The sequence below is a fragment of the Streptomyces sp. cg35 genome, from assembly GCF_050410835.1.
In the GTDB taxonomy this organism is placed as follows: Bacteria; Actinomycetota; Actinomycetes; order Streptomycetales; family Streptomycetaceae; genus Streptomyces.
Genome location: NZ_CP191268.1, coordinates 4245429 through 4272001 on the forward strand (window position 1 = coordinate 4245429; position 26573 = coordinate 4272001).

General features: G+C 72.4%; 25 protein-coding genes. 11 read left to right on the forward strand and 14 right to left on the reverse strand.

The annotated features are described in order from the left end of the window. Positions 1-23 precede the first annotated feature (23 nt). Positions 24-1346, reverse strand: coding sequence for a M64 family metallopeptidase (locus ACQUQD_RS19230; protein ID WP_428953339.1), 1323 nt, complete (start codon positions 1344-1346; stop codon positions 24-26). 153 nt (positions 1347-1499) lie between these two features. Here ACQUQD_RS19230 and ACQUQD_RS19235 point away from each other — a divergent pair, with 153 nt between their 5' ends. The 3 genes from ACQUQD_RS19235 (at position 1500) to ACQUQD_RS19245 (ending at position 5967) form a co-directional block, all read left to right on the forward strand. Further along, the gene (locus tag ACQUQD_RS19235) at positions 1500-2870 is read left to right on the forward strand and encodes a tetratricopeptide repeat protein (protein ID WP_428953340.1); all 1371 of its coding nucleotides are present in this window, start codon (positions 1500-1502) and stop codon (positions 2868-2870) included. 452 nt (positions 2871-3322) lie between these two features. Continuing rightward, entirely contained in the window at positions 3323-5137 is a 1815-nt protein-coding gene (locus tag ACQUQD_RS19240) for a prolyl oligopeptidase family serine peptidase (RefSeq protein WP_428953341.1), read from the forward strand. Positions 5138-5196: 59 nt separating this feature from the next. Beyond that, complete coding sequence (locus ACQUQD_RS19245; RefSeq protein ID WP_428953342.1) at positions 5197-5967, forward strand: SURF1 family protein; 771 nt, start codon at positions 5197-5199, stop codon at positions 5965-5967. Between the two features lie 6 nt (positions 5968-5973). Here ACQUQD_RS19245 and ACQUQD_RS19250 read toward each other — a convergent pair whose 3' ends face one another. The 7 genes from ACQUQD_RS19250 to ACQUQD_RS19280 form a co-directional block, all read right to left on the reverse strand. Then, positions 5974-7098 carry a hypothetical protein gene (locus ACQUQD_RS19250; protein WP_428953343.1) on the reverse strand — a complete coding sequence of 375 codons (1125 nt, stop codon included), beginning with the start codon at positions 7096-7098 and terminating at the stop codon, positions 5974-5976. After that, positions 7095-7772, reverse strand: coding sequence for a SigE family RNA polymerase sigma factor (locus ACQUQD_RS19255; protein WP_428953344.1), 678 nt, complete (start codon positions 7770-7772; stop codon positions 7095-7097). Before ACQUQD_RS19255 ends, ACQUQD_RS19250 begins: the two co-directional genes overlap by 4 nt. 371 nt (positions 7773-8143) lie before the next feature. Further along, positions 8144-9223 (reverse strand): aspartate-semialdehyde dehydrogenase, encoded by a 1080-nt coding sequence (locus ACQUQD_RS19260; protein WP_428953345.1) that lies wholly within the window; start codon positions 9221-9223, stop codon positions 8144-8146. Next, positions 9223-10497: an aspartate kinase gene (locus tag ACQUQD_RS19265; RefSeq protein WP_428953346.1), complete on the reverse strand. Its 1275-nt coding sequence runs from the start codon at positions 10495-10497 to the stop codon at positions 9223-9225. Before ACQUQD_RS19265 ends, ACQUQD_RS19260 begins: the two co-directional genes overlap by 1 nt. Positions 10498-10729: 232 nt before the next feature. Then, on the reverse strand, positions 10730-11395 hold the full coding sequence (locus ACQUQD_RS19270) for a DUF5063 domain-containing protein (RefSeq protein ID WP_428953347.1): 666 nt from the start codon (positions 11393-11395) through the stop codon (positions 10730-10732). Continuing rightward, positions 11388-11987 carry a recombination mediator RecR gene (recR, locus tag ACQUQD_RS19275; protein WP_428953348.1) on the reverse strand — a complete coding sequence of 200 codons (600 nt, stop codon included), beginning with the start codon at positions 11985-11987 and terminating at the stop codon, positions 11388-11390. Before recR ends, ACQUQD_RS19270 begins: the two co-directional genes overlap by 8 nt. A 61-nt stretch (positions 11988-12048) precedes the next feature. Continuing rightward, positions 12049-12393, reverse strand: a complete 345-nt coding sequence (locus ACQUQD_RS19280) for a YbaB/EbfC family nucleoid-associated protein (protein ID WP_428953349.1) — start codon at positions 12391-12393, stop codon at positions 12049-12051. Positions 12394-12671: 278 nt separating this feature from the next. Here ACQUQD_RS19280 and ACQUQD_RS19285 point away from each other — a divergent pair, with 278 nt between their 5' ends. The 3 genes from ACQUQD_RS19285 to ACQUQD_RS19295 all read left to right on the forward strand — a co-directional run bounded on the left by ACQUQD_RS19285 (position 12672) and on the right by ACQUQD_RS19295 (position 14966). Next, positions 12672-13427: an SLATT domain-containing protein gene (locus ACQUQD_RS19285; protein WP_428953350.1), complete on the forward strand. Its 756-nt coding sequence runs from the start codon at positions 12672-12674 to the stop codon at positions 13425-13427. Positions 13428-13524: 97 nt separating this feature from the next. Then, positions 13525-14217 (forward strand): GntR family transcriptional regulator, encoded by a 693-nt coding sequence (locus tag ACQUQD_RS19290; RefSeq protein ID WP_428953351.1) that lies wholly within the window; start codon positions 13525-13527, stop codon positions 14215-14217. A gap of 98 nt (positions 14218-14315) precedes the next feature. Then, positions 14316-14966, forward strand: a complete 651-nt coding sequence (locus tag ACQUQD_RS19295; protein ID WP_428953352.1) for a hypothetical protein — start codon at positions 14316-14318, stop codon at positions 14964-14966. A gap of 55 nt (positions 14967-15021) precedes the next feature. Here ACQUQD_RS19295 and ACQUQD_RS19300 read toward each other — a convergent pair whose 3' ends face one another. Continuing rightward, the gene (locus tag ACQUQD_RS19300) at positions 15022-16377 is read right to left on the reverse strand and encodes an aspartate aminotransferase family protein (RefSeq protein WP_428953353.1); all 1356 of its coding nucleotides are present in this window, start codon (positions 16375-16377) and stop codon (positions 15022-15024) included. Positions 16378-16705: 328 nt separating this feature from the next. Here ACQUQD_RS19300 and ACQUQD_RS19305 point away from each other — a divergent pair, with 328 nt between their 5' ends. Then, complete coding sequence (locus ACQUQD_RS19305; protein WP_428953354.1) at positions 16706-16855, forward strand: hypothetical protein; 150 nt, start codon at positions 16706-16708, stop codon at positions 16853-16855. Positions 16856-16980: 125 nt separating this feature from the next. On the opposite strand, the gene ACQUQD_RS19310 is transcribed toward ACQUQD_RS19305, so the two are convergent. Both ACQUQD_RS19310 and ACQUQD_RS19315 read right to left on the reverse strand, forming a co-directional pair. Next, positions 16981-17778 (reverse strand): polyphosphate polymerase domain-containing protein, encoded by a 798-nt coding sequence (locus ACQUQD_RS19310; RefSeq protein WP_428953355.1) that lies wholly within the window; start codon positions 17776-17778, stop codon positions 16981-16983. Next, on the reverse strand, positions 17775-18326 hold the full coding sequence (locus ACQUQD_RS19315) for a DUF4956 domain-containing protein (RefSeq protein ID WP_428953356.1): 552 nt from the start codon (positions 18324-18326) through the stop codon (positions 17775-17777). The genes ACQUQD_RS19310 and ACQUQD_RS19315 overlap by 4 nt, the downstream gene beginning before the upstream one ends. Positions 18327-18520: 194 nt before the next feature. Between ACQUQD_RS19315 and ACQUQD_RS19320 the strand changes: the two genes are divergently transcribed. Next, a complete protein-coding gene (locus ACQUQD_RS19320) occupies positions 18521-20389 on the forward strand; it encodes a serine/threonine-protein kinase (protein ID WP_428953357.1) in 1869 nt (622 codons plus the stop codon). A 91-nt stretch (positions 20390-20480) separates the two neighbouring features. On the opposite strand, the gene ACQUQD_RS19325 is transcribed toward ACQUQD_RS19320, so the two are convergent. Beyond that, positions 20481-21764 (reverse strand): adenylosuccinate synthase, encoded by a 1284-nt coding sequence (locus ACQUQD_RS19325; protein WP_428953358.1) that lies wholly within the window; start codon positions 21762-21764, stop codon positions 20481-20483. 172 nt (positions 21765-21936) lie between these two features. On the opposite strand from ACQUQD_RS19325, the gene ACQUQD_RS19330 reads away from it, so the two are divergent. Further along, positions 21937-22776, forward strand: coding sequence for a diacylglycerol kinase (locus ACQUQD_RS19330; protein ID WP_428953359.1), 840 nt, complete (start codon positions 21937-21939; stop codon positions 22774-22776). Between the two features lie 44 nt (positions 22777-22820). Here the strand turns inward: ACQUQD_RS19330 and ACQUQD_RS19335 are convergent, their stop codons facing one another. Next, positions 22821-23240, reverse strand: coding sequence for a MarR family winged helix-turn-helix transcriptional regulator (locus ACQUQD_RS19335; RefSeq protein WP_428957600.1), 420 nt, complete (start codon positions 23238-23240; stop codon positions 22821-22823). A 198-nt stretch (positions 23241-23438) separates the two neighbouring features. Then, complete coding sequence (locus tag ACQUQD_RS19340) at positions 23439-23915, reverse strand: GbsR/MarR family transcriptional regulator (protein ID WP_428953360.1); 477 nt, start codon at positions 23913-23915, stop codon at positions 23439-23441. 91 nt (positions 23916-24006) lie between these two features. Here ACQUQD_RS19340 and ACQUQD_RS19345 point away from each other — a divergent pair, with 91 nt between their 5' ends. After that, complete coding sequence (locus ACQUQD_RS19345) at positions 24007-24930, forward strand: ATP-binding cassette domain-containing protein (RefSeq protein ID WP_428953361.1); 924 nt, start codon at positions 24007-24009, stop codon at positions 24928-24930. Beyond that, on the forward strand, positions 24927-26546 hold the full coding sequence (locus ACQUQD_RS19350) for an ABC transporter permease (protein ID WP_428953362.1): 1620 nt from the start codon (positions 24927-24929) through the stop codon (positions 26544-26546). Before ACQUQD_RS19345 ends, ACQUQD_RS19350 begins: the two co-directional genes overlap by 4 nt. Positions 26547-26573 lie beyond the last annotated feature (27 nt).

The following is a 26573-nucleotide window of genomic DNA, read 5'->3' on the forward strand; positions in this document are numbered from 1 at the left end:
GTGAGGGTCCGGCGGATCGGGTCCTAGCGCGAGACGGTCCAGCTCACGCTGTTCGTCGCCGCCTTCCGCGCGGCCGGGTCGCGCAGCGCCGCCGTGCGGTCGACGGCCTTCGCGGTCACCTTGTGCGTGCCCTTGCGCAGCCCCAGGGAGCTCGCCTTCAGCGTCTTCAGGCCCTCGGCCCGACGGACCTCGGCCCCGTCCACGTACCAGTTCACGCGCACGTCGGAGAGACCCTGCGGCAGCGGGGCCAGGTCGACGCGGAGCGTGCTGGAGGCGCTCAGGGTGCGGGCCGTGGAGGTGCGGGCGGTGAGCAGGTCGGCGTCGCGGTAGAAGCCGGCGATCATCGCCTCCCGGCCGGGGAGGTTGAAGACGTCGGTGTCCAGGGCCCGCATGATCGAGTTCTGGGTGGGGCGGTAGATCCCGTACTCGTAGTAGCCGCCGCCCTCGTACGCGCCGACGGTGCCGCCCGACGGGTCGTCCTGGCCGAGCCAGCGGTACCACTTGGCCTGCGTGTCGCGCATGCCGTCGACGGTCTGCTTCGTGGTGTTGGGCTCGGCCGGCTCGGGGCCGGGGTAGGTGCCGTAGCCCCCGTACTGGTACTCGTCCGCCAACAGGCCTATGGAGTGGCCGAGTTCGTGGGCGCCTATGAGGTACGAGCTGTCGTGGTCGGACGACATGGTGGCGATGCCCGTGTGCCCGGCCGTCGAGGTCAGTCCGCTGTATCCGGCGCCGCCGTACTTGGTGGAGTTCGAGACGACGAAGACGATGTCGGAGTCCGGGGCCTGCTGGGCGTACGTGTCGACCTTCTTCTCGTCGACGCAGAGCAGCCGCTCGGTGTCGGCGCAGAAGAAGTAGCTGCTGACGGCGGTGTCCTTGACGACGTCCCGCGTCGGGTCGCCGGAGACGCCGGAGTCGTTCGACACGGCGTCCACGAGCCAGAAGTTGAACAGGCCCTGGTAGCTCTTGTACGGCTCGATCGCGAAGATCGCGTCCAGCTTGGACCGGGCGTCCGCCGTGAAGTCGTCCTGCTGGTCGGCCGTGTAGCCGTCGCCGATGACGACGAGGTCCAGGCGTCCCTCGGAGGGGCCGGTCCGCTGCAGCGGGGTGACCGTGGTGGCGGCGGCCGTCTTCGCGGGCGCGCTCTTCTCCCGCGTGATCCGGTCCGGCACGGCCGTGGCGACTTGCGCGTGCCGGCCCTCGCCGTGGGCGTCCGGGAAGTACTCGACGGTCCGTGTCCCGCTCCCGTCGCCGGCGGCCGCGTGGGACGTCGTGCCCGCGGCGCCGAGCGCCGCGATCGCGAGGGAGCCCGCGGCTATCGCGGTGACCAAAGGTGTGCGGACGCGCACGGGGACCTCGCAGCAAGTCGGCGATAAGTTGTCGGTTAAGCCGAATTAACTTGGCTTAACTGATCGCACAACCTAGGGGGTTGGCGGGAGGCGCGGCAAGAGGTGAGACTCATGTGACCCCCTGTACGCATGTGAGAGGCGGCGCACCGCGTCATGCCGGACGAACCACCGGACGAAGCACCCGACGAACCGACGGAGCACGTCGGACGCCGTGTCCTGCGGCTGCGCACCGAACGCGGCCTCACTCAGCGGCAGGTGGCCGAGCCCGCCTACACGCCCGCGTACATCTCCACCCTCGAAGCGGGCCGCGTCCGCCCTTCCGAGGCGGCGCTGCGGCACATCGCGGAGCGCCTGGGCGTCACGTACGAGGAACTGGCCACGGGCCGACCGGCCTATCTGGCCACGGACTTGAGGCTGCGGCTCACCGAGGCCCAGCGGGCACTGGCGACCGGCGCGGCGAGCGAGGCGGCCGTGCTGTACCGCGAGCTGAGCGCGGAGGCGTCCCGGCACGGGCTCGACGCGGAGAGCGCCGCCGCCGAACTGGGGCTCGGCGAATGCGCCCTGGAGACGGGCGAACTGACCCTGGCCCGGGGCCACTTCGACGCGGCCGACGAACTGCTGACCCGGTCGGGGGCACCGCTGCCCCAGCGCGCGCCGGTGATCCGCGCCCGCGCCGTCGCCCACTACCTCTCCGGCTCCCTGCGGTACGCCTGCTACCTGCTGGAGTCCGCCCTCGACGACCTCAACACCGGCGGCCTGCACGACCCGGACGCGCTCGTCCTGCTCTACACCGCGTCCATCGCCCCGTACATGGACATGGGCGCGCACGCGCGCGCCGCGCAGGCCGCCGAACTGGCGCTGGCGCTCGCCCCGCGCGTCGGCGACCCGGCGCTCGTCGCCCAGATGCACCGCTCGGTGGCCCGTACGCTGCTGGCCGAGGGCAAGGTGACGGAGGCCGACGCCTCCCTCGCGAAGGCGGCCGAGCTCTATCAACAGCTGCAGATCCGCACCGAGTTGGCGCACTGCCACTGGATGCGCGGCTACGTCCACGCCCAGGCGGGCCGGCTCGCCGAGGCGGAGACCGAGCTGCGGACGGCCCGGGACATGCTCTCCGCCAAGCGGGCCGCGCTCTACACCCAGCAGGTCGAGGTCGAACTGGCCGATGTGCTGCGCCGGCTCGGCCGTCCCCAGGAGGCGGCGCGGCTGCTGCGCTCGCTGCTCGGCGAGCTGAGCCCGGAGCGGGGCGCCGTGCACGCGGCGGGCGCGCACCGGCTGCTCGGTCTGATCGCGCAGGAGTCGGGCACCACGGAGGAGGCGGAGGAGCACTACGTGAACGCCCTCAGCCTGCTCGAACGGGCCGGCGCGGCGGGCGACCTGGCGGATCTGTGCCGTCTGCTGGGCGATCTGTACCGCCGCACGGGCCGCATCGAGGCGGCCCTCGACACGTACCGCACGGGCCTCGGCCACCGGGCGGCCCCCGGTACGACGACCCTGGGCCCGGCGCCGGCCCGCCCGCCCGTGTGACCGCGGTGGGTCGTGCGGCGCTCGAGACCTGACGGAGAAAAGCGTAGATATATGCGCGAGGTATTCCGGACCGGGCCGGGCGGGCGTACATTCCCCACACGTCGTCGCACACCGGGTCGTACGGATGAACCGCGTCGGTGCAGTTCATTCCCCCTCCTCGACCCGGCCCGCCGACGGACGGCAGGCACGCTCAGCGGGAGCACCTGCGTGGCGGACCCGGCCTCTCCCCCCGGAGGCACGACCCCTAGGCCGGGTCACGCCGATCTTTCCCATCCCGCGTCGCGTCGGCCCTGACCCTGCCGTCGCGAACCGGCGTCCGGGACACTGCCTCCACGGATTCGCCGTCCTCCTGACTGATCCGACCGGTACGGGCGACACCTCGCCGCACCGGGTTGTCCACAGGCTGGGGACCCTGGCAGCGGACCGGTGGTGCGGGCGGGCACTATGGGGCCATGACTGAGAGCATGCCGTCCGAGCCGTCCGTGTCCGCCCTGCCGGACTGGGAGAAGCGGTTCCGCGCGCCGCGGGTGTCGCTGCCCGACTGGGCGGAGGACGCCCCGGACCGCTCCCTGTTCGTGTCGAACGCGACGGGGACCTACGAGCTGTACGCATGGGACCGGGCCACGGGCGAGCAGCGCCAGGCGACGGACCGGGCGAACGGGACGACGGACGGCGTGCTCTCCCCCGACGGCGCGTGGATCTGGTGGTTCAGCGACAAGGACGGGGACGAGTTCGGCGTGTGGCTGCGCCAGCCGTTCACCGGCGGCGCCGACACCGAGGCCGTCCCCGGCCTCGCCCCCTCCTACCCGGCGGGCCTCGCGATCGGCCGCGACGGGCACACGGCGGTCGTCGGCCGCTCCACCGACGAGGACGGCACGACCATCCATGTCGTGCGCCCCGGCTCCGAGGCCCCCGTGGAGATCTACCGGCACCGCGAGTCGGCCGGGGTCGGCGACCTCAGCCACGACGGGACGCTCATCGCGATCGAGCACACCGAGCACGGCGACGCGATGCACTCGGCGCTGCGCGTGGTCCGGCTGGACGGCTCGACGGTCGCCGAGCTGGACGACACCAGGGGCGGCGAGGAGGAGCTGGGCCTGGAGGTCCTCGGCTTCGCCCCCGTCGAAGGCGACACCCGCCTCCTGGTCGGGCACCAGCGGCGCGGCCGCTGGGAGCCGATGGTGTGGGACGTGGTCTCCGGCGAGCAGACCGACCTGGCCCTGGACCTGCCGGGCGACGTGTCGGCGGAGTGGTACCCGGACGGCTCGGCGCTGCTCATCGCCCATGAATTCGAGGCCCGCGCCGACCTGTGGCGCTACACGTTCGCGACCGGCGCGCTGACCGAGGTGGAGACCCCGGTCGGCTCGGTGTCGGGGGCCTCGGCCCGCCCGGACGGCAGCGTCGAGTACCTGTGGTCGTCGGCCGAGCAGCCGCCGGTCGTCCGCTCCACCGCGGGCGGTGTGGTGCTCGACCCGCCCGGCATGAAGGCACCGGCGTCGGTCCCCGTCGAGGACGCGTGGGTGGAGGGCCCGGGCGGCCGCATCCACGCCCTCGTGCAGAAGCCGGCCGGCGCCACCGGCCCGCTGCCCACGGTCTTCGAGATCCACGGCGGCCCCACCTGGCACGACTCGGACGCGTTCGCGGCGGGCCCGGCGGCCTGGGTCGACCACGGATACGCGGTGGTCCGGGTCAACTACCGGGGGTCGACGGGCTACGGCCGGGAGTGGACCGACGCCCTCAAGCACCGCGTCGGCCTGATCGAGCTGGAGGACATCGCGGCCGTCCGCGCCTGGGCGGTCGCCTCCGGCCTCGCCGACCCCGAGCGCCTGGTCCTCGCGGGCGGCTCCTGGGGCGGCTACCTCACCCTCCTCGGCCTCGGCACCCAGCCCGGCGCGTGGGCGGTGGGCCTGGCGGCGGTCCCGGTCGCGGACTACGTGGCGGCGTACGAGGACGAGATGGAGGCCCTCAAGGCCCTGGACCGCACGCTCTTCGGCGGCTCCCCGGACGAGGTCCCCGACCGCTTCACGGCGTCCTCGCCGCTGACGTACGTGGACGACGTGAAGGCCCCGGTCTTCATCTCGGCGGGGGTCAACGACCCGCGCTGCCCCATCCGCCAGATCGACAACTACGTGGACCGGCTCACGGCCCGCGAGGCGGTGCACGAGGTGTACCGGTACGACGCGGGGCACGGCTCGCTCGTCGTCGAGGAGCGCATCAAGCAGGTCGGTCTCGAACTGGACTTCGTGACGCGCCACTTGCCGGGCTGACCGCCGCCGGACGGGGGCCGCGGGACGGGTCCTTATATCGGACCCGTACCGTGGGAGGTGTGTACCGGTTCCTGCTGACCCCCAGGTGGTGGGGGATCAACATCTTCGTCCTGCTGGCTGTCCCGCTCTGCGTGTTCATGGGCTCGTGGCAGCTCAGCCGCTTCGAGGACCGGGTGCAGGACCACCGCTCCGCCTCCGAGCAGACGGCGGCCAACGAGAAGGCGGCCGCCGCGCCGCTCGCCTCGCTGCTGCCCGTGGACAAGAAGACCTCCGGCAGGCTGACCACGGCGACCGGGCACTACGACCGGCAGCTCCTGGTGCCCGACCGCGACCTCGACGGGCGCAGCGGCTTCTACGTCGTGACGCTGCTGAAGGTCGACGGCTCCGGCAAGGCGCTCCCCGTGGTCCGCGGCTGGCTGCCCGGTACGGCGTCGGCCGCGAAGGCGCCGGCGCCGCCGAAGGGCGACGTCACGGTGACCGGAGCGCTGCAGGCCTCGGAGTCCGTGGGATCGAACGGGGTGACCGCGGCGGGCGGCCTGCCCTCGGGCCAGGTCGGCATGATCAGCGCGGCGTCCCTGGTGAACCTGGTGTCGTACGACGTGTACGACGCCTGGATCACGCTCGACACGGCGGACGGGCGGATGACGGCGGTCCCGGCCACCACCGCGGAGGGCAGCGGCCTCGACCTGAAGGCGTTCCAGAACCTCGGCTACACCGGCGAGTGGTTCGTCTTCGCGGGCTTCGTCCTGTTCATGTGGTTCCGGCTGGTCCGCCGGGAGGCGGAAGCGCTCCGCGACGCGGAACTGGGCCTCACCGAGGAAACGGCCTGACGCGGGCTACGACGCGGGCAGCACGCCCGTGCGGTACACGGTGCCCGCGCACGCGTCCGGAATGGTCGCGGCGGCGCTCGGCGCTCCCGGCTCCGCCGTGTGCGAGACCACCACGCTGCCGTCGGCCGTGTCCTCGCCGCCGAACTGCGCCGTGAGGCCCGAACCGGTCGACGCGGCCGTCTCCCCGGCCGAACCCGTGCTGTCCCCGGAGGGCGTCGGCGCGGGCGACTCGCCGCCGCCGGTGCCACCGGTGCCGCCGCCCGTCGCCGGGCAGCTCCCGGACGGCACCCAGGCGAAGCGCACCTCGTACGCCATCCCGGGCTCCAGGATCAGCTGGCTGGGCTCGGTCGCCGGGTCGGGCAGCCCGGTCGCCCGGTCGCCCGCGGTGTGGTCGACGACGCTCACCCTGGCGGGGTCGGCCGCGCCCTCGGCGACGGTGACCACGCTGCCGGGGCTGTCGACCGTGCAGTTGGCGTCCGATCCGTTCGAGACGCGGAACGTGCCGTAGACCGTGCCGCCGGCGTCGGGCTGGCCGACACTCGCCACCGCGTCGGAGAGATCGTTCGCGTCGCAGACCGGGGAGCTGGCGGCGGCCGTGGACGCGGGGCCGGGGCCGCCGGTGGCGCCGCCGCCGGTGTCCTTCCCCTTGCCGCCCTTGTCCTTGTCCTTGCCGGCGCCCTTGTCCTTGTCCTTGGAGTGGGAGGGCGAGCCGTCGGTGTCCCGGCCGTCGGTGCCGGCGGTCCGCCCGCCCTCCACACCGCCGTGCGTGGCCTCGCTGTGGCCGGCGATGGACGGCCGGTCGCCGGCGGAACCCGAGTTCGCCACGTGCAGCACCGCGGGCACCGCCATCGCGACGAACACCCCGGCGGCGACGGCGCCGACGACGGCCTGCCGCTTCCGGGCCCGCCGGGCGGGCACCGCGCGGCGCAGATGGTCCAGGGCCTCGTCCGAGACGGAGATGTCGGCCACGGCCTGCCGCATCATCCGCCGCAGTTCCAGCTCGTCGTCGGCCGCCGCATCGGCCGGACGACTGGGTCCGTCGTTCACAGTTGCGTTCCCAGCGTGCTCGTCGTGCTCGTCGTGCTCGTGCTTCGTGAACCGCTCGTCCGGCTCGTGGCTCCCGGGGCTCATGCCGGCGCCTCCATGGCGACGCGCAGGGCCGCGATACCGCGTGAACCGTACGCCTTCACCGACCCGAGGGATATGCCGAGCGCCTCGGCGACCTGCGCCTCGGTCATGTCCGCGAAGTACCGCAGGACGAGGACCTCGCGCTGGCGCCGCTGCAGCCCGCGCAGCGCGGCCTTCAGGGCGTCGCGCTCCAGGAGGTCGTACGCGCCCTCCTCGGCGCTCGCCATGTCGGGCATCGGCTTGGTGAGGAGCTTCAGCCCGAGGATGCGGCGGCGCAGCGTCGAACGCGACAGGTTGACGACGGTCTGGCGCAGGTACGCCAGCGTCTTCTCCGGGTCACGGACGCGTTTGCGCGCGGAGTGGACCCGGATGAACGCCTCCTGGACGACGTCCTCGCAGGAGGCCGTGTCGTCGAGCAGGAGCGCCGCGAGTCCCAGCAGGGAGCGGTAGTGGGCGCGGTACGTCTCGGTGAGGTGGTCGACCGTGGTGCCTGCCGCCGTCACGTCGTCAACGCCCTGAGCCGGAAGCTGCGCCGGCCGCGCTGCGGGCATGGGGGCGATCACCGGCATGCCGCCGGCCGCGCCCCCGCGGGGACGCCGGGTCCCAAGGGGTGCGAGGGGTGGGCGAAGGGCCGCGCCCCTCGCCTGTACCGCTGTGAAGTCGAGTACCTCTGCCACGCCTGTTGGACACGCTTCCCCCCGTCAGGGTTGTACGCCTCCGGCGAGTCATTTGCGACAGATCTCGTCATCCCCACCGATGACGAACCGTCAAATGCCGACATGCGTACCTACTCTTCCCCTATGCCCCAATTGCCCTGTGCGTTCGGTCGCCCCCTGAAGGCGACCGCAAAGACGCTCCCCGCCCTGCATGCGGTTGCAGGACGGGGAGGGAATCTTTGAACGATCAGAGGCCCTGGTTCATGCGGTCCGGCCACGTGGTGTGGACCACTGGCCTCCACAGAACTTACACAGATCCTACGAGTCAATCCGCATATGGGAAGGGGCTGACCGTAAGGCGGACATCAGGAGAGGCGCAGATCACGCGCGGTTCACGCGCCGGCGAACTCCGTGGCGATCAACTCCGCGATCTGCGCGGTGTTCAGAGCGGCACCTTTGCGCAGATTGTCCCCGCAGACGAAGAGTTCGAGCCCGGTCGGGTCGTCGAGGGAGCGCCGCACCCGGCCCACCCACGTCGGATCGGTGCCCACCGCGTCGGCGGGCGTGGGGAACTCACCGGCGGCCGGATTGTCGAAGAGCACGACACCGGGCGCGGTCGCGAGGATCTCGCGCGCCTTGTCCACGGTGACCTCGCTCTGGAAGCGGGCGTGGACGGTGAGGGAGTGCGTGGTGACGACCGGTACGCGCACGCACGTGACGGCCACCTTCAGATCGGGCAGCCCGAGGATCTTGCGGGACTCGTCCCGCACCTTCATCTCCTCCGAGGACCAGCCGTCCTCGCGCAGCGACCCGGCCCACGGCACGACGTTCAGCGCGACCGGCTCCGGGAACGGCCCGGTCTCCTCGCCGACGGCCCGGCGCACATCGCCCGGGCTGGTCCCCAGCTCCGTACCGGCGACGAGGTCCAGCTGCGCCCGCAGCGTCTCGACGCCGGCGCGGCCCGCGCCGCTCACCGCCTGGTAGCTCGACACCACCAGCTCGCGCAGCCCGAACTCGGCGTGCAGCGCGCCGATGGCGACGATCATCGACATCGTCGTGCAGTTGGGATTGGCGACGATGCCGCGCGGCCGCACGCGCGCGGCGTGCGGATTGACCTCGGGGACGACGAGCGGCACGTCCGGGTCCAGCCGGAAGGCGGCCGAGTTGTCCACGACGACGACGCCCTTGGCGGCCGCGATCGGCGCCCACTGGGCGGCCACGTCGTCGGGCACGTCGAACATGGCGACGTCGACCCCGTCGAAGACGGACTCCTCCAGGGCGACGACCTCGACCTCCTCGCCGCGCAGGCCGAGCTTGCGCCCCGCCGAGCGCGCCGAGGCGACGAGCCGGATCTCCCCCCAGATGTCCGCGTGCTGCGACAGGATCTGCAGCAGAACGGCGCCGACGCTCCCGGTCGCTCCCACGACCGCGAGCGTCGGACGCCGCACAGGTGCCCCAGCAGGCCGGTCCATCAGCGGCCGGTGCCTCCGTAGACCACGGCCTCGTCGGAGTCCGAGTCGAGACCGAAGGCGGAGTGCACGGCGCGCACGGCCTCGTTCACGTCGTCGGCCCGCGTGACGACCGAGATGCGGATCTCGGAGGTGGAGATCAGCTCGATGTTGACGCCCGCGTCGGTGAGCGCCTCGAAGAACCCGGCCGTGACACCCGGGTTCGTCTTCATACCGGCGCCCACGAGCGAGATCTTGGCGATCTGGTCGTCGTAGCGCAGGGAGTCGAAGCCGACGTTGGCCTTCTGCTTCTCCAGGGCGTCGATGGCCTTGCGGCCCTCGGTCTTGGGGAGCGTGAAGGAGATGTCGGTCAGACCGGTCGACGCGGCCGACACGTTCTGCACGATCATGTCGAGGTTGATCTGGGCGTCGGCGACGGCCCGGAAGATCTTCGCGGCCTCGCCCGGCTTGTCCGGGACACCGACCACGGTGATCTTCGCCTCGGAGGTGTCGTGCGCGACACCGGAGATGATCGCCTGCTCCACGGGCTTGTCCCCTTGCTTCGGCTCGTTGCTGACCCAGGTGCCCTTCAGTCCGCTGAAGCTGGACCGCACATGGATCGGGATGTTGTAGCGGCGGGCGTACTCCACGCAGCGGTGGAGCAGCACCTTGGACCCGGAGCTGGCCAGCTCCAGCATGTCCTCGAAGGAGATCCAGTCGATCTTCCGCGCCTTCTTCACGACGCGCGGGTCGGCGGTGAACACGCCGTCGACGTCCGTGTAGATCTCGCAGACCTCGGCGTCGAGCGCGGCGGCCAGGGCCACGGCGGTGGTGTCAGAACCGCCACGACCCAGGGTCGTGATGTTCTTGCCCTCCTGGCTGACGCCCTGGAACCCCGCGACGATGGCGATGTTGCCCTCTTCGATGGAGGTCCGGATGCGCCCCGGCGTGACGTCGATGATCCGGGCTTTGTTGTGGACCGAGTCGGTGATGACGCCGGCCTGGCTGCCCGTGAACGACTGGGCCTCGTGGCCCAGGTTTTTGATCGCCATGGCCAGCAGGGCCATGGAGATCCGCTCTCCGGCGGTCAGCAGCATGTCGAACTCTCGTCCGGCAGGGATCGGAGATACCTGCTCGGCGAGATCGATCAACTCATCCGTCGTGTCGCCCATCGCGGACACCACGACAACCACCTGGTTGCCGTTCTTCTTGGCGTCCACGATGCGCTTGGCGACCCGCTTGATGCCCTCGGCATCGGCTACGGAGGAGCCTCCGTACTTCTGCACGACAAGGCCCACGTGCGCTCCTCGCTCAGTCCGTCTGTCACCGCATGTACGTACGCGTACTGCGGTCGGCTCAGTTTAACGAGCGGCCGAAATCCGCCCCGGCCATATCGCATCGTGAGATGTCCCGCTCACGACGTGATCACCGGGGTTTCGTTGGGGGGTTCCGGCCGCCCGATCAAGCGCATGCCCAGGCTCTGCCGGGCGCAAGCGGAATAGTGGGGCGGGTCACATGTCCCGGCCGGTGCTACTTGACCGGCCGGAGCCCCAGCGGCCCGGCGATCTCCTCGGCCATGACCTTGCCGGCCTCCTCCGCGAGGGCGTCCTCACCGGCCGAGAGGTCCTCGTCGGTGTCCAGGCCGTCCAGGTCGTCCAGCGGCTGGTTCAGCCGCACGTGCGCCACCAGGGACTGCAGGGCGCGCAGCGTCGCCGACGCGGTGGACCCCCAGTTGGAGAAGTACGAGAACTGCCACCACCACAGCGCCTCGGTGACACGGCCCGCGCGGTAGTGGGCCATGCCGTGGCGCAGGTCGGTGACGACGTCGGCCAGGTCGTCCGAGATCCGGGCGGCCACCGGCGCCTTGCGCGGCTCGTACGGGTCGAAGACCTCGGAGTAGACGTCGACGGGGTCGAGCATCACCGCGAGCCGCTCGCGCAGCTCGTCGACGTCCTGCTCCGGGCCCAGGTCGGGCTCGTAGCGCTCGTCCGGGACGATGTCCTCGTGCGCGCCGAGCCGGCCGCCGGCGAGGAGCAGCTGGGAGACCTCGAGCAGCAGGAACGGGACGGCCGAGTCCGGCTCGTCGCCCTTGGCGATCTCGGCGACCGCGACGATGAAGGACTCGATCTGGTCGGAGATCTGGACCGCGAAGTCGTTCGGGTCCTGAGCGGTGGCGTGCAGCGTGGCGTCAGACATCTAGGAGTCGTCTCCCCTCGAAGGCGCGGCCGAGGGTGACCTCGTCCGCGTACTCCAGGTCGCCCCCGACGGGGAGGCCGCTGGCCAGGCGGGTGACCTTCAGGCCCATGGGCTTGATCATGCGGGCGAGGTACGTCGCCGTGGCCTCGCCCTCCAGGTTCGGGTCGGTGGCGAGGATGAGCTCGGTGACCGCCCCGTCCGCGAGGCGGGCGAGGAGCTCCCTTATCCGCAGATCGTCGGGGCCCACCCCCTCGATCGGGCTGATGGCGCCGCCGAGCACGTGGTACTTCCCGCGGAACTCACGGGTGCGCTCGATCGCGACGACGTCCTTGGGCTCCTCGACCACGCAGATGACGCTCGGGTCGCGGCGCGGGTCGCGGCAGATGTTGCACAGCTCCTCCTGCGCCACGTTGCCGCACGTCGCGCAGAAGCGGACCTTCGCCTTGACCTCCATCAGGGCCTGCGCGAGCCGCCGTACGTCCGTGGGCTCCGCCTGCAGGATGTGGAAGGCGATCCGCTGCGCGCTCTTGGGACCGACGCCGGGCAGCCTGCCCAACTCGTCGATGAGGTCCTGGACCACGCCTTCGTACACGGCTCGATCGCCTTCCTGAGTTCCGCTCTGCTGCTGGTACGTACGGTAGTTGGCGCCGGGGCTAGAAGGGGAGGCCCGGGATGCCGCTGCCGCCGCCGAGGCCCTGGGCGAGCGGGCCGAGCTTCTGCTGCTGCAGCGCCTGCGCGTTCTCGTTGGCCGCCGCGACCGCCGCGACCACCAGGTCGGCGAGGGTCTCGGTGTCCTCCGGGTCGACCGCCTTCGGGTCGATGACGAGGCCGCGCAGCTCGCCGGAGCCGGTCACCGTCGCCTTGACGAGGCCGCCGCCGGCCTGGCCCTCGACCTCGGTCCGGGCCAGCTCCTCCTGAGCCTGCGCGAGGTCCTGCTGCATCTTCTGGGCCTGCTGGAGCAGCTGCTGCATGTTGGGCTGGCCACCACCGGGGATCACGATCAGCTCCTGTTCCGGTTCGTCGCGGTTCGTCTGGGGGTTCGTCTGGGGGTCCGTCCGGGGGTCGTAACCCCCGAAACGAGCCTACGTGGTCCGGGTGTCGACCGCCCCGGCACGTCGCACTGCACTCTTTCGAGTGAGATGGGCTGCTTTCCTATACCTGATGAAGGCCCACTTCTGAGCGGAAAACCCGCGATAACGGGACCTTGGCCACCCATTGGGCGGTAGGAAGATGCTGCACATTCAGCCCCAGCCGTCACCAGTCGAGGGAGTTCCGGGTGAGTCAGCCGGAGATGCAGCCCGAAGGACCGCCCCAGGAGGGGCAGGGCGAGGGCCGGGGCACCTCGGACGGCGACGGCGGGCGCGCGGGCGATCTGCTGGGGCGGGCGTTCCCGCTCGGCGACTGGGGCGAGCCCGCCGACCGGCTCGACGAGCTGTACCGGTGGGTCGAGGACGGGGCCCTGCGGACCGCCTCCTGGTACCTCGCCGACCGGGTGTGGAAGCGGCGGGGCGCCCGGGCGCTGCGCGGCGGTGCGGCCCTCGGGGCGGTCGCCGGGGGCGTGCTGCCGCTGCTCGATCTGACGGGGGCGGCGGGCGGGGCCGCGATCTGGGGGTACGTCGCGCTGCTGCTCGCGGTGGCCTGTGCCGGGTGCGACCGGTACTTCGGGCTGACGTCCGGCTGGATAAGGGACGTCGCCACGGCGCAGGCCGTACAGCGGCGGTTGCAGGTGCTGCAGTTCGACTGGGCCTCGGAGAGCGTCCGCGAGGTGCTCGGGCCGACCGAGGGCACGGCCAGCGAGGCCGCCGAGCGGTGCCTGTCCGTGCTGCGGCGCTTCACCGAGGACGTGACGGAGCTGGTGCGGGCCGAGACCGCGGACTGGATGGTGGAGTTCCGGTCCGGTCCCGCGCCGCTGGTCATGCAGTCCGCGGTCCCGGGCGCGGCCCGTCCGGCGGAGCAGCCCCAGGGCCGCTTCCCGCTGCCGCCGGGAGCCCGCCCGAACATGCCGAGGCAGCGCCCTCCGGAGCCGCGCTGAGCGCGTGCCTCCAGGGGCCGGCCACCGGGGGCGAGCGCGTAGGGTGGCCTGTCGTTCGAGCAGTACCCACCGCCAGCCGAACCGGGGGACCCCGCCCGTGCCCGCCTTCGACGGCCCCGCCGTCACCCGCAGCACCCTGCGCCAGCAGATCGCGGACGCGTTGCGCGACGAGATCCTGGCGGGCCGCCTGAGCCCCGGCCAGGAGTTCACGGTCAAGGAGATCGCCGAGGGGTACGGGGTGTCGGCCACCCCGGTGCGCGAGGCGCTGGTCGACCTCACCGCGCAGGGCCTGCTCGACTCGGCCCAGCACCGCGGATTCCGCGTCCACGAGTACTCCCTCACGGACTACCGCGCCATGATCGAGGCCCGCAGCCTGGTCGCCGACGGCATCTTCCGCGGCCTCGCCGAGAACCCCCCGCAGAGCCCGCGCGCCCCCGGCACCCTGGACGGCGTGCGGCGCCGGGGCGAGGAGGCGGCCCGCGCCGCCGGGGCCGGTGACCTGAACGTCCTGATCGGTTACGACCTGCGGTTCTGGCGCGAGCTGTCCGCCCTCTTCGGCAACCCGTACCTCTCGGACTTCTTCCACCGGCTGCGCGTCCAGTCCTGGATGTGCGCGGTCCCGCACCTGCGCCGGGCCGGCGATCTCCGGGGCCGCCTGTGGTCCGGCCACTGCGACCTGGTGGACGCGCTGACCCGCCGGGACGCCCCGGCCGCGCAGGCGATCATCGCCGCGTACAACCAGGACTCCCTCGGACTGATCGAGCACCTCGCGGGCGAGCGGACCGCCTGAGGCCCGGTCCCTGCAAGACAGGGCTGCGGCGGGCCGGCGCACACTACTCTGGCGTACGCCGAGAACACGCCGCTCAACCGGAGTCCTAAGGAGCCCCCTTGGCCTGTGACCTGTGGCTCGTCCCGCTCGTCGACGTGCTGTGCCACAGCCCCGACAATCCCTTCGCAGAGGAACTCGCGGTCTACGACAAGGCCTTGCACGAGGCAGGCCTGCCACCGGTGCCGGTCTACGCGTACATGCCGGGCCTGTCCGGCGACGTGGCGCCGGTCGCGGGGTTCGACTACGACGCCCTGCACTTCCTGCGCCGGGCGTATCTGCTGCAGATGTGCGGGCTCGCCGTCACGCCGGTGGACGAACTGGGCGGTGACTACGAGCAGTTGCTGGAGATGTTCGAGTCGACGGCGCAGAGTTCGCATCTGGTGTGGCACTACGACCACGCGGGCGCGTACGTCCCCGTGGACTTCCCGGCACCCCTGTCGAACGACGAACTCCTTGAGGGCGGCGGCCCGTTGGGCTCGTCCCACGCCCTGCTGCGCGAGCTGGAGTACGTGGCGCCGTCGATCGGGATAGACCCGGCGAACCCGCCCGGGCCGCCGGCCCCGCCCGCGGCTCCCACGGCCCTGGAGGAGCCGGCCGCGCCCGTCCCGCCGGACGACAGCCCGTTCGCCCGCGAGCGCCATGTCTGGCTGGGCCTGCACCAGGCGGCGACGCGCAGCCTGGCCCAGGGCTCGATGATCATCTTCAGCTGATCCGGAGTGAGGGGGGCGGAGGTGCGGCCCCGGGTCCCCCTCACCCGGCAGGGACCTACGCCACGTGCTCGTCCGCGGCGGCGAGCGCCGCGTCCAGGGCCGCCAGGCCCTCCTTGGCCTCCGCCTCCGTGATGTTCAGCGGGGGCACGACGTGCGTGCGGTTCATGTTGATGAAGGGCCACAGGCCGTTCTTCTTGGCGGCGGCGCCGAACGCGGCCATCGGGGCGTTGTCCGCGCCCGCCGCGTTGTACGGCACCAGCGGCTCCCGCGTCTCCTTGTCCCGGACGAGGTCGAGCGCCCAGAACATGCCGACGCCGCGCACCTCGCCCACCGACGGGTGCCGCTCGGCGAGGTCCCGCAGGCCCGGCTCGATGATCTCCGCGCCCAGCTTCGCCGCGTGCGCGACGATGCCCTCCTCCTCCATCACGTTGATGGTGGCGACGGCGGCGGCGCAGGCCAGCGGGTGCCCGGAGTAGGTGAGGCCGCCGGGGTAGGGGCGCTTGGCGAACGTCTCGGCGATCGCGCCGGAGATCGCGACACCGCCCAGCGGCACGTAGCCGGAGTTCACGCCCTTCGCGAAGGTCATCAGGTCCGGCGTGACGTCGTACAGGTCGGCGGCGAACCACTCGCCGGTGCGGCCGAAGCCCGCCATGACCTCGTCCAGGACGAAGACGATGCCGTACGTGTCGCAGAGCTCGCGGACGCCGGCCAGGTAGCCCGCCGGCGGCAGCATGATGCCCGCCGTGCCCGGGACGGTCTCCAGGATGATCGCGGCGATCGTCGAGGGGCCCTCGAACTGGATCGTCGACTCCAGGTGCTCCAGGGCGCGCGCGCACTCCTGCTCCTCCGTCTCCGCGTAGAAGCGGGAGCGGTAGAGGAAGGGCGCCCAGAAGCGGACGACGCCGGCGGTGCCGGTGTCGCTGGCCCAGCGGCGCGGGTCACCGGTGACGTTGATGGCCTGCTGGGTGCCGCCGTGGTACGAGCGGTACGCGGAGAGGACCTTCGGGCGGCCCGTGTGCAGGCGGGCCATCCGCAGGGCGTGCTCGACAGCGTCGGCGCCGCCGTTGGTGAAGAAGATCTTGTCGAGGTCGCCGGGGGTGCGCTCGGCGATGAGGCGTGCGGCCTCGGAGCGCGACTCGATGGCGAAGGCGGGCGCGAACGTCGTCATCGTCGCGGCCTGCTCCTGGATCGCGGCGACGACCTTCGGGTGCTGGTACCCGATGTTCGTGTAGACGAGCCCGGAGGTGAAGTCGAGGTAGCGGTTGCCGTCGTAGTCCCAGAAGTACGAGCCTTCGGCACCGGCGACGGCGAGCGGATCGATGAGCTCCTGTGCGGACCAGGAGTGGAACACGTGCTTGCGGTCCGCGGCCTTGACGGCGGCGCCGACCTGGGGATTCGGCTGAGGGGTCATGGGGCCGAGGGTAAATGCGCGGTGCACCCGCACACCATCGGCGTCCTGTCTGTGGGACGCGGGCGAACGCGACAGTCTGTCGGCTCTTGGCGTGGCGTCAGGGAAGTGTCCGGCAGGGTGACGCCATGAGATGGCGCAGCGTGGCCGCGACCGCGGCATGGGTGGCCGTCGGCACGGTCGCCGGGGGTCTGGGGGCGTGGCAGCCGGCGGGTGCGGACGCGGATTCCGGGGCCGGTGCGCACGGCCGGGCCCTGGACGACGCGGCCGTGCACCGGGCGCTGGCCTCGGCGCGCTTCGAGGAGCCCGGGCGGACGGCAGCGTGTACCTGGTGTCGGCTTCCGGCGCCGGTTCCACCGGCCTCGGCCTGTCGATCGTGCGGCGCACGGCGGAGGAGTCGGGCGGCGAGGTGTCCTTCGCGGACGGCGGACCGGGGGCGGTGGTGCCCCTGCGCTGGCCGACCCGTCTGCCCCACGGGTGACCGTTGCCGGGTGCGGCTTTCGTCGTGGCTGGTCGCGCAGTTCCCCGCGCCCCTGAGGGGCGCGGGGAACTGCGCGAGAAGCCCCACCGGCCCGCACCCGCCCACGAAGCCCACCGCCACCCGATCTAGGACGCACCCCCGGGAAACGCCAGCCTCACCGCCCGGGCCCACCGGTTCACCCCCAGTTCGGGCCGCAACGCGGCGAACCCTCCGCAATACTTGGTGAACTCGGCCGCCCGCACCCCGAACCGGTGAAGCACCCGATCCGCCTCGGTCAGCTGCCCCCGCGTCTTCGTCTCCACCAGCACGAGCCCGCTGTCCGCCCGGACCGTCCGCCCGTCGGAGACGTCCCGTACGACGAGCCCCGCGTCGCAGGTCACCCGCTGCCCGTCGGCGACGAACGTGGCGCGCTGGTAGTCGGTGACGAGCGAGGGCCGCAGGTCCTGCGGCGCCGTCACTCCGTACGCGCCGCCCAGCACCCCGGCCAGGAAGCCGCGCCCGGCCGGGTCGAGGACCTGCTCCTCGCCGGTGAGGCGGTGGCGGTGCTTGACCGTCTCGCCGCGGCCGTTCTTCAGCTTGATCTCGAACTGCCGCTCCCCGGAGTCCTGGTAGAGCCGCTCACGGATCTTGTACCGGAGCCGCCGCCCCTGCCGGTGGTCGTGGTAGGTGCGCAGGTCAGCGGTGTCGTAGTACGTGGAGCGGTACGCGAACCAGCGGCGCCCGCCCAGCGACAGCGCCCGGAACGGGCCGCCCGCCCGCCGGGGATCGGTGAGCAGCGCGGCGAAGTCCGCGAAGATCTCGACCGGTACGAGATAGCTGCGGTCCTGGCGTGCCAACAGCTCGGCCCTGCTGTTGAGTTCGTCGAGCGAGAGCGGCCGGGCGGCCAGTGCGGCGCGCCCGATGGCGCGTACGGCGGGGGTCACACGGTCTCCTGGGAAGAGGGGGCAGCGGTCTTCGTCGTACTACGAGAGGGACGTACGGGCGCGGCCCATTGTTCCCGAACTTCCGTTTGCCGGAAGTGAACTTCCAACACCATCAGGTCGCGTACGTAGTCGATCTCCCGCACGGTCCAGGCGTACGGCCGTCCGAGGCGGCGGGCCAGCTCCGCCCGCAGCGCGTCCTCGTCGGCATGGACGGCGTCGAGGCCGAGCGCGCGCAGCCCGCACAGCAGCCCGAGCACCAGCGTGACGACGTAGTAGGCGACTTCCTGGTGGCGCAGCGCGTCCGAGCGCAGCCGCACGATCGACAGCACGCCGAACAGGCCGAATCCCAGGGCGAGTCCGCTCCCGCCGCCGGCCTCGCCGAGCGCGGCGACGACCGCGAACAGGGCGACGTTCAGGGCGAGATAGGCCGGTACGAGGTCCCGTCCGCGATGGCGCGGGGAGAAGATCCCGAAGGTCAGCAGGGCCACGGCGAGCAGGTCGAGGCCCAGATGCGCGGCGAGTTGGCCGACGGAGTGGGTGCTTTCCATGGAACGGACGCCAGGGAACCGCGGGTTGACGGCTCCCCCGGCGCGGGTCGACACCCCTTCGTGGAACACATGCGCGAGCCGCCCGCGTCCCGCCCGCGGCCGTTACGGAACCGTAGAAGCCGCTCCTGGTCTCTGTGTCCTTCGCCCGCACTATTCTCGGTTTGTTGCACACGTACGGGGGAGGGTGGCGCGACATGGAGCGACTCGAGTCGCTGGGATCGGGGGATCCCCAGCGCATCGGCGCGTACCGGCTGCTGGGCCGGCTCGGCGCGGGCGGTATGGGGCAGGTGTACCTGGCGCGTTCGGAGCGCGGCAGGACCGTGGCGGTGAAGCTGGTCCGTCAGGAGCTCGCGGAGCAGGAGGAGTTCAGAGTCCGCTTCCGGCAGGAGGTGCAGGCCGCGCGGCGGGTCGGCGGCGCGTGGACGGCGCCCGTGCTCGACGCGGACACGGAGGCGGACATCCCCTGGGTGGCGACGGGATACGTCGCGGGCCCGTCCCTCCAGCAGGTCGTCTCGCACGACCACGGCGCACTGCCGGAGCGTTCCGTACGCATCCTCGCGGCCGGCCTCGCGCACGCGGTCAAGGACATCCACGAGGCGGGGCTGATCCACCGCGACCTGAAGCCGTCGAACGTGCTGGTCACCATCGACGGGCCGCGCGTCATCGACTTCGGCATCGCGCGCGCCCTGGAGACCGTCACCGACGGCGGTCTCACCCGCACCGGCGCGCTGGTCGGCTCGCCCGGGTTCATGGCGCCCGAGCAGGTGCGCGGGGACCGGGTCACCCCGGCGTGCGACGTGTTCTGCCTGGGCTCCGTGCTGGCGTACGCGGCGACGGGCGCGCTGCCCTTCGGCACGGCCAACAGCGGAGTGCACGCCCTGATGTTCCGCATCGCCCAGGAGGAGCCGGACCTGACCGCCCTTCCGGAGGGCCTGCAGGACCTCGTCCGGGACTGTCTGCGCAAGGCGCCCGCCGAGCGTCCCTCGCTCGACGAGATCCTGGAGCGCACCGGCGCCGAGGACACCCTGGGCGACGGCGGGCGGACCCGCGACCCCTGGCTGCCGGGCGCGCTCGTCGCCCAACTGGGCCGTCACGCGGTGCAGTTGCTCGACTCGGAGGACCCGGAGCAGGGGCCGCCCGCGCTGCCGCCCGCCCCGCCGAAGAGCCCCGAGGGGGACACGCCGCCGCCCCCGGGCGAGCCGGGCGCGGCCCAGCTGGACCATCTGCCGACGGCGGTGGTCGGCCAGGGGCCCCCGGCGCCCGCGCCGAACCCGGCCCCGGCCCCTCCCCCCGGCCCGGCGTACGGCTACCCGCCCCAGCCGCTGCCCCCGGCCGCACCGCAGCCACTGCCCCAGGCCGCACCGCAGCCGCCCTCCTACGGTTATCCGCAGGGGAGCTGGGGCCAGACCCCGCCCTACGGCCCCGGCGTCGGGCCCCTCGTCGCCCCGCACCAGGAGCCTGTGCGCCGCGGCCGCTCCACGGCGGCGCTGATAGCGGTCGCCCTGATAGTGGCGATCGGCGCGGGCGGTTCGGTGTACGCCCTGATGAAGGACGACGGCACGCCGGGCACGACGGCACGGGACGGCAAGGGATCCCCGTCCGCCACGGGCCCCTCCCCGTCGGACCCGTCGGGCCCGTCTTCCCCGGCGTCCACGTCCCCGCCGTCCACCGAGCCGGAGCGGACCCCGCAGTCGGCCGCCGGGAAGGTCCCGGAGAAGTTCCTGGGCACGTGGACGGGCGCGATCGACAACTCCCTCGGGCACCATCCGCGCCGCATCGTCATCCAGCAGGGCGAGCCGGGCGACACGGTCCTGTCCATGACGGCCGACGGCACGCAGAACAACGGGGACTCCTACCACTGCGTGTTCCAGGGCGAGCTGACGTCCGTCACGGGCTCCACGCTGCGCGTCGGCGGCACGGACCCGGTGGTCGCCGAACCGCGGGACGCCTGCCGGCCCGGCGAGCCGAGCACCATCACCGTCCTGCCCTCGGGACAGCTGCGACGGGTCATGATCGACTCCACCGGCAAGGAGCAGACCCTGACGTTCGACAAGTCGGAGTGAGACCGCCGGACACGTCAGGTCGCGGTGGACACGGCGAGGGCCCCGGCCCGCCGTGCGGCGGACCGGGGCCCTCGGCTGCCTGACCCGCTCCCTACAGGAACGAGTTGACCTCGATCGTCTCGGTGCGGCCGGGGCCGACGCCGATCGCCGAGATGGGGGCGCCGGACATCTCCTCCAGCGCCTTCACGTACGCCTGCGCGTTCTTCGGGAGGTCCGCGAAGGTCTTGGCCTTCGTGATGTCCTCCGACCAGCCCGGCAGCGTCTCGTAGATCGGCTTCGCGTGGTGGAAGTCCGACTGCGAGTACGGGAGCTCCTCGACGCGCTTGCCGTCGATCTCGTAGGCCACGCAGACCGGGATCTGCTCCCAGCCCGTCAGGACGTCCAGCTTCGTGAGGAAGAAGTCCGTCAGGCCGTTCACGCGGGTCGCGTAGCGGGCGATGACCGCGTCGAACCAGCCGCAGCGGCGGTCACGGCCGGTGGTCACACCGCGCTCGCCGCCGATGCGCCGCAGGTCCTCGCCGTCCTGGTCGAACAGCTCGGTCGGGAACGGACCGGCGCCGACGCGCGTCGTGTACGCCTTGAGGATGCCGATGACCCGGCTGATCTTCGTCGGGCCGACGCCGGTGCCCGTGCAGGCGCCGCCCGCGGTCGGGTTCGACGAGGTCACGAAGGGGTACGTGCCGTGGTCGATGTCGAGCAGCGTGCCCTGGCCGCCCTCGAACAGGACGACCTTGTCCTCGTCGAGCGCGTTGTTGAGGATCAGGGTGGTGTCGGCGACGTAGCCCTTGATCTTGTCGGCGTAGCCGAGCAGCTCCTCGACGACCTGCTGGGCCTCGATGGCGCGGCGGTTGTAGAGCTTGGTGAGCAGCTGGTTCTTGACCTCGAGGGCCGCCTCGACCTTCTGGGTGAGGATCGACTCGTCGTAGAGGTCCTGGACGCGGATGCCGACGCGGTTGATCTTGTCCGCGTACGTCGGGCCGATGCCGCGGCCGGTGGTGCCGATCTTGCGCTTGCCGAGGAAGCGTTCCGTCACCTTGTCGACGGTCACGTTGTACGGCGTGATGATGTGCGCGTTGCCGCTGAGCAGGAGCTTGGACGTGTCGACGCCGCGCTCGTTCAGACCGCTCAGCTCGGAGAGCAGGACCGACGGGTCGACGACGACACCGTTTCCGATGACCGGCGTGCACTCCGGCGAGAGGATCCCGGAAGGGAGGAGGTGCAGCGCGTACTTCTGGTCGCCCACGACGACCGTGTGGCCGGCGTTGTTGCCGCCCTGGTAGCGCACTACGTAGTCCACGGATCCACCGAGCAGGTCGGTGGCCTTTCCCTTGCCTTCGTCACCCCACTGAGCACCGAGCAGCACAAGTGCGGGCACAGGCGTACACCCCTTCCGGGCGGGGCATGTCCAAGGTCAGGGGCCGCAGCCACTGATGAATGCGTAAGCCTTGGGGTGCCCCGGAATAGACGAAGCCCCTGGCGCAATAGCGCAAGGGGCTCTTGCACAAAGATGCTACCCGAGGAAGCGAGGCAAGGCCGAGGTGGCGGCTTTGGACCATCCATCTGACCGTGCGGACGAGGGGCTGTCGCGGCAGGTTCTGGTGCTCGTGGACCCCCTCGCCCGACGCGCGGACGGGGAGTCCGTCCGCATCGCCAAGGACGTGTTGTGCGCGGGCTCGACCGCCAAGGTGTGCCTGCCGGAAGGACCCGAGGAATTCGCGAAAGCGCTGGCCAGACGGGGTGCGCGGCGGCCCGTCGTGGTCGGTGACGACCGGGCGCTGCTGCGCGCGGTGTCCCTGCTGCACCGGGAGCGCGAGCTGTCCGGCGCGGTCCTCTCGATGGTCCCGGTGGGCGGCGCGGTGTCGCTCGCCCGGTCGCTCGGGGTGCCGACGGGAACGGTGGCCGCGGCGCGGGCCGCGCTGGACGGGGCGGAGCGGCGGCTCGATCTGCTGGTGGACGACAGCGACGGGGTGGTCCTCGGGGACCTGCGGATCCCGCCGGCCGTGGAACCGGTGACGGCGGGCGCCGCCCGGCCGTGGCTGCGGACGTGCCGCTCGCTGGTGCGCACCCTCGCGGCGCGGCCGGTGCGTCCCGCGGCGCCGGAGGCCGGGCCGCCGGCGCGGCTGCGGATCGAGGCGGACGGGGTGACCCTGATCGACCTGGACCAGCCGGTGGAGGGCGTCTCGGTGGGGCCCGCCACGGGGACGGGCCTCGCGCGGATCGAGGTGCGGCAGGCGGCGGACGCGGCGCCGCTGTGCGTGGCGGCCCGCACGGTCACCGTGTCCGGGCCGGATTTCCGCTACCGGGCGGACGCGGTGGCGATCGGCGGGCCGGTGCGCAGCCGGACCTGGACCGTGCGGGCGGGGGCGTGGGGGCTGGCGCTTCCGTGAGGCGCCGGCCCCCTGTCCCGGCCTGGCCGCGGGGTGTGGGGGCGTCAGGGCCGGGGCCAGGGGCGCCCTTCGAGGCGCTCGATCGCGCGGTTCAGCCGCTCCAGGCTCGTGGCGAAGTCGGCGATCTCGTCCGCGCTCCACTCCTCCATGAGTCCGCCGATCACGTCGACGTTGAGCCCGCGGTCGCCGTCCAGGTTCTTGAGGCCCTCTTCGGTGATGCGGAACTTGCGGGCGATGCCGCCTTCCGGGTCCGGGATCCGCTCGACCAGGCCGGCCCGCATCATCGCCGCGGTCTGCCGGTTGAGCGTCGAGGTGTCCAGGCCGAACGCGTCGCTGAGCTGGCCGATCGACATCGGGCCGTCCATCTGGATGCGGCTGAGCAGGATGTACGCGCTGCGGTCGAGGTGCCAGCGGTCGGATCTGGCGCGCGAGCCGAAGAGATAGCCGTGCCGGCTCAGCAGCATCGTCTCGAACTCGACCTGCCGCGTGGTCCTGTCCTTGGCCGCCTCGCCCACGTCGCCCGCCCGCCTTTCTCGTACCGCCTGCCCAGCAGGTATATCACGAGAGGTATGCACCATACACATCATGTGCATCATGCACATGCGCTGTACGGTGCGGGGTCGCGGTGGCCGCCGCGGCCCTGAGGTACGGCGAAGGGGACCTCAGTCCAGGCCGAGCGTCTTGCGGTGCTCCCGCCAGCGCTCCATGAGCCCGCCCAGCTCGGTCTGGACGAACTCGAAGAAGGCCAGCGTCTCGCCGAGGCGCCTGCCCGCCGGGGTGTCCGCGCCGAGACTGTCGACGCCCTCCGTCAGCGAGTCGACCCAGCGCTTCATGACGCTGTCCCGGCTGGCGAGCGCCTCGTACCACTGGTTCCCGTGCACCCGGAACAGGTCCCGCCGCGTGCCGGGCTCCCGCTCGCGGGTGACCATGTGCACCTGCGTCAGATAGCGCACCGCGCCGGACACCGCCGCGGGGCTGACCTGGAGCCGCTCCCCCAGCTCGGCCGCGGTGAGCGCGCCCGCCTCGGAGGAGAGCAGCGCGGCGAAGACCCGTGCGGGCATCCGGGGCAGGCCGGCCTCGACGAGCTGGCCCGCGAACCGTTCGACGAAGCGCGCCCGTGTGTCGTCCTTGCTGCTCATGCCCTGCATCATCTCCCCTGCGTTCCGTGCCCCCGAGTTTATACACTTCCTTAACTTCACAACTTTGTGAAATCAGCGTACGTTCAAAAACATGACGAAGGCAATCACGGTCTCCGGACTGCACAAGTCGTTCGGCAGGACGCGTGCGCTGGACGGCCTCGACCTGGACGTCGAGAGCGGTGAGGTGCACGGCTTCCTCGGGCCGAACGGCGCGGGGAAGTCCACCACCCTGCGGGTGCTGCTCGGGCTGCTGCGCGCCGACTCCGGCGCCGTGCAGATGCTGGGCCTCGACCCCTGGGCCGACACCGTCGAACTGCACCGCAAGGTCGCGTACGTCCCCGGCGACGTCACGCTGTGGCGCAACCTCAGCGGCGGCGAGGTCATCGACCTGTACGGGCGGCTGCGCGGCGGCCTCGACAAGGCCCGCAGGGCGGAGCTCGTCGAACGCTTCGAACTCGACCCGACCAAGAAGGGCCGCACCTACTCCAAGGGCAACCGGCAGAAGGTCGCCCTCGTCGCCGCCTTCGCCGCGTCCGGCGTCGACCTGCTCATCCTGGACGAGCCCACCTCCGGGCTCGACCCGCTGATGGAGGAGGTCTTCCAGTCGTACGTCGAGGAGGCCGCCCGGGAGCGCGGCCAGACGGTGCTGCTGTCCTCGCACATCCTCAGCGAGGTGGAGGAGCTGTCCGACCGCGTCAGCATCATCCGCAAGGGGCGGACCGTCGAGAGCGGTTCGCTGGCCCAGCTGCGCCACCTGACCCGGACCAGCGTGAGCGCCGAACTCGCGGGCGCGCCACAGGGGCTGGACCGGCTGCCGGGCGTCCACGATCTCGACGTCCGGGGCACGCGGGTCCGCCTCCAGGTCGACACCGACAAGCTGGACGCGGTGCTGCGGTCGCTGACCGCGTCGGGCGTGCGGTCGCTGACCAGCACCCCGCCGACCCTGGAGGAGCTGTTCCTGCGGCACTACCAGGACGACGTACGGCTCCCCGAGAAGGAGGCGGTGTCGCGATGACCGCCGCCCTCGCGCCCGGCACGCGGTACGCCCCGCGGACCGCCGGCCCCCGTCGACTCGCGGGCACCGGAGCCCTGCTGCGGCTGGCGCTGCGCCGCGACCGGGTGCTGATCCCGGTCTGGGTCGCGATCGTCGCGATGATGGTGCTGTCCATGCCGAACTCGCTGAAGAGCGTGTACGGCACGGCCGCCGAGCGCGCCGACGTCGTGCGCACCATGAACACCAACGGCTCGATGCGCGCCCTGTACGGGCCCGTCTTCGCCGACTCGCTGGGCGCGCTGACCGCCTGGCGCATCGGGACGTTCGCGGCGGTGCTCGCCGCCGTGATGAGCCTGCTCGTCGTCGTCCGGCACACCCGCGACGAGGAGGAGAGCGGGCGGCAGGAGCTGGTGTCGTCGGCGATGGTGGGGCGGCGCGCGCCCCTGGCCGCCGCGCTGCTCACGGCACTGGTGGCCAACGGCGTGCTGGCGCTGCTGCTCGCGGGCGGTCTCGCCGCGCAGGGCGGAGCGGGGGCGCTCGCCTTCGGGGCCGCGATCGGCGGGGCGGGCATGGTGTTCGCCTCGATGGCGGCGATCGTCGCGCAGTTCACCGAGAGCGCGCGGCTCGCGCGGGGCGTGACTGCGGCGCTGCTCGGGGCCGCGTTCGTGCTGCGGGCGGCCGGTGACGCGGGGACCGGCGGCGCCTCGTCGCCGCTGACCTGGCTCTCGCCGGTCGGCTGGGTCGAGAACGTCCGGTCGTTCGCCGACGAACGGTGGTGGGTGCTGCTGCTGTTCGTCGCGGCGGTCGCGCTCCAGGGCGCCGGGGCGTTCGCTCTGACCGGGCGGCGCGACATCGGGATGAGCTTCCTGCCGAGCCGGCCGGGCCCCGCGCACGGGCGGCTCGGCACGGCCGGCGCGCTTGCCCGGCGGCTGCAGCGGGGCAGCGTGATCGGCTGGTCGGCCGGGTTCCTCGCGGCCGGTGCCGTCTTCGGCGGGATGGCCGACGGGGCGGCCGACCTGGTCGGCGACAACCAGAAGACCGTCGACATCATCGAGCGGATGGGCGGACAGTCCGGCATCACCGACGCCTTCCTCGCCACGATGGCCGGCATGCTGGGCATGGTCGCGGCGCTGTACGTCGTCCAGTCCGTGCTGCGGCTGCACGGCGAGGAGACCTCGCAGCGGGCGGAGCCGGTGCTCGCGAACGCGGTCGGGCGGCTCGGCTGGGCCGCGGGCCACCTGGCGATCGGCTTCGCGGGCGCCGCGCTGATCATGCTGCTCGGCGGCCTCGGCCTGGCGCTGGGCCACGGGCAGGACGCCGGGTCCCTCGTGGGCGCCTGCCTCGTCCAGCTCCCGGCGGTGTGGACGCTCGGCGGCGCGGCGGTGCTCCTGTACGGCCTGGTGCCCCGGGCGGCACCGGCCGCGTGGGGCGTGGCGGGCGCGGCGCTGCTGCTCGGCTGGATCGGCCCGGCGCTGAAGGTGCCCCGGGCGGTGCTGGACCTCTCCCCCTTCGGGCATCTGCCGAAGCTGCCGGGCGGTGAGATGGCCTGGGGTCCGGTGCTGGTGCTGACGGCGCTGGCGGCCGCGCTCGTGGGGGTCGGGCTGGTGGGGCTGCGGCGGCGGGACCTCTCCGCCTGAGGGCGCCGCACGGCACCGCGACGCCCC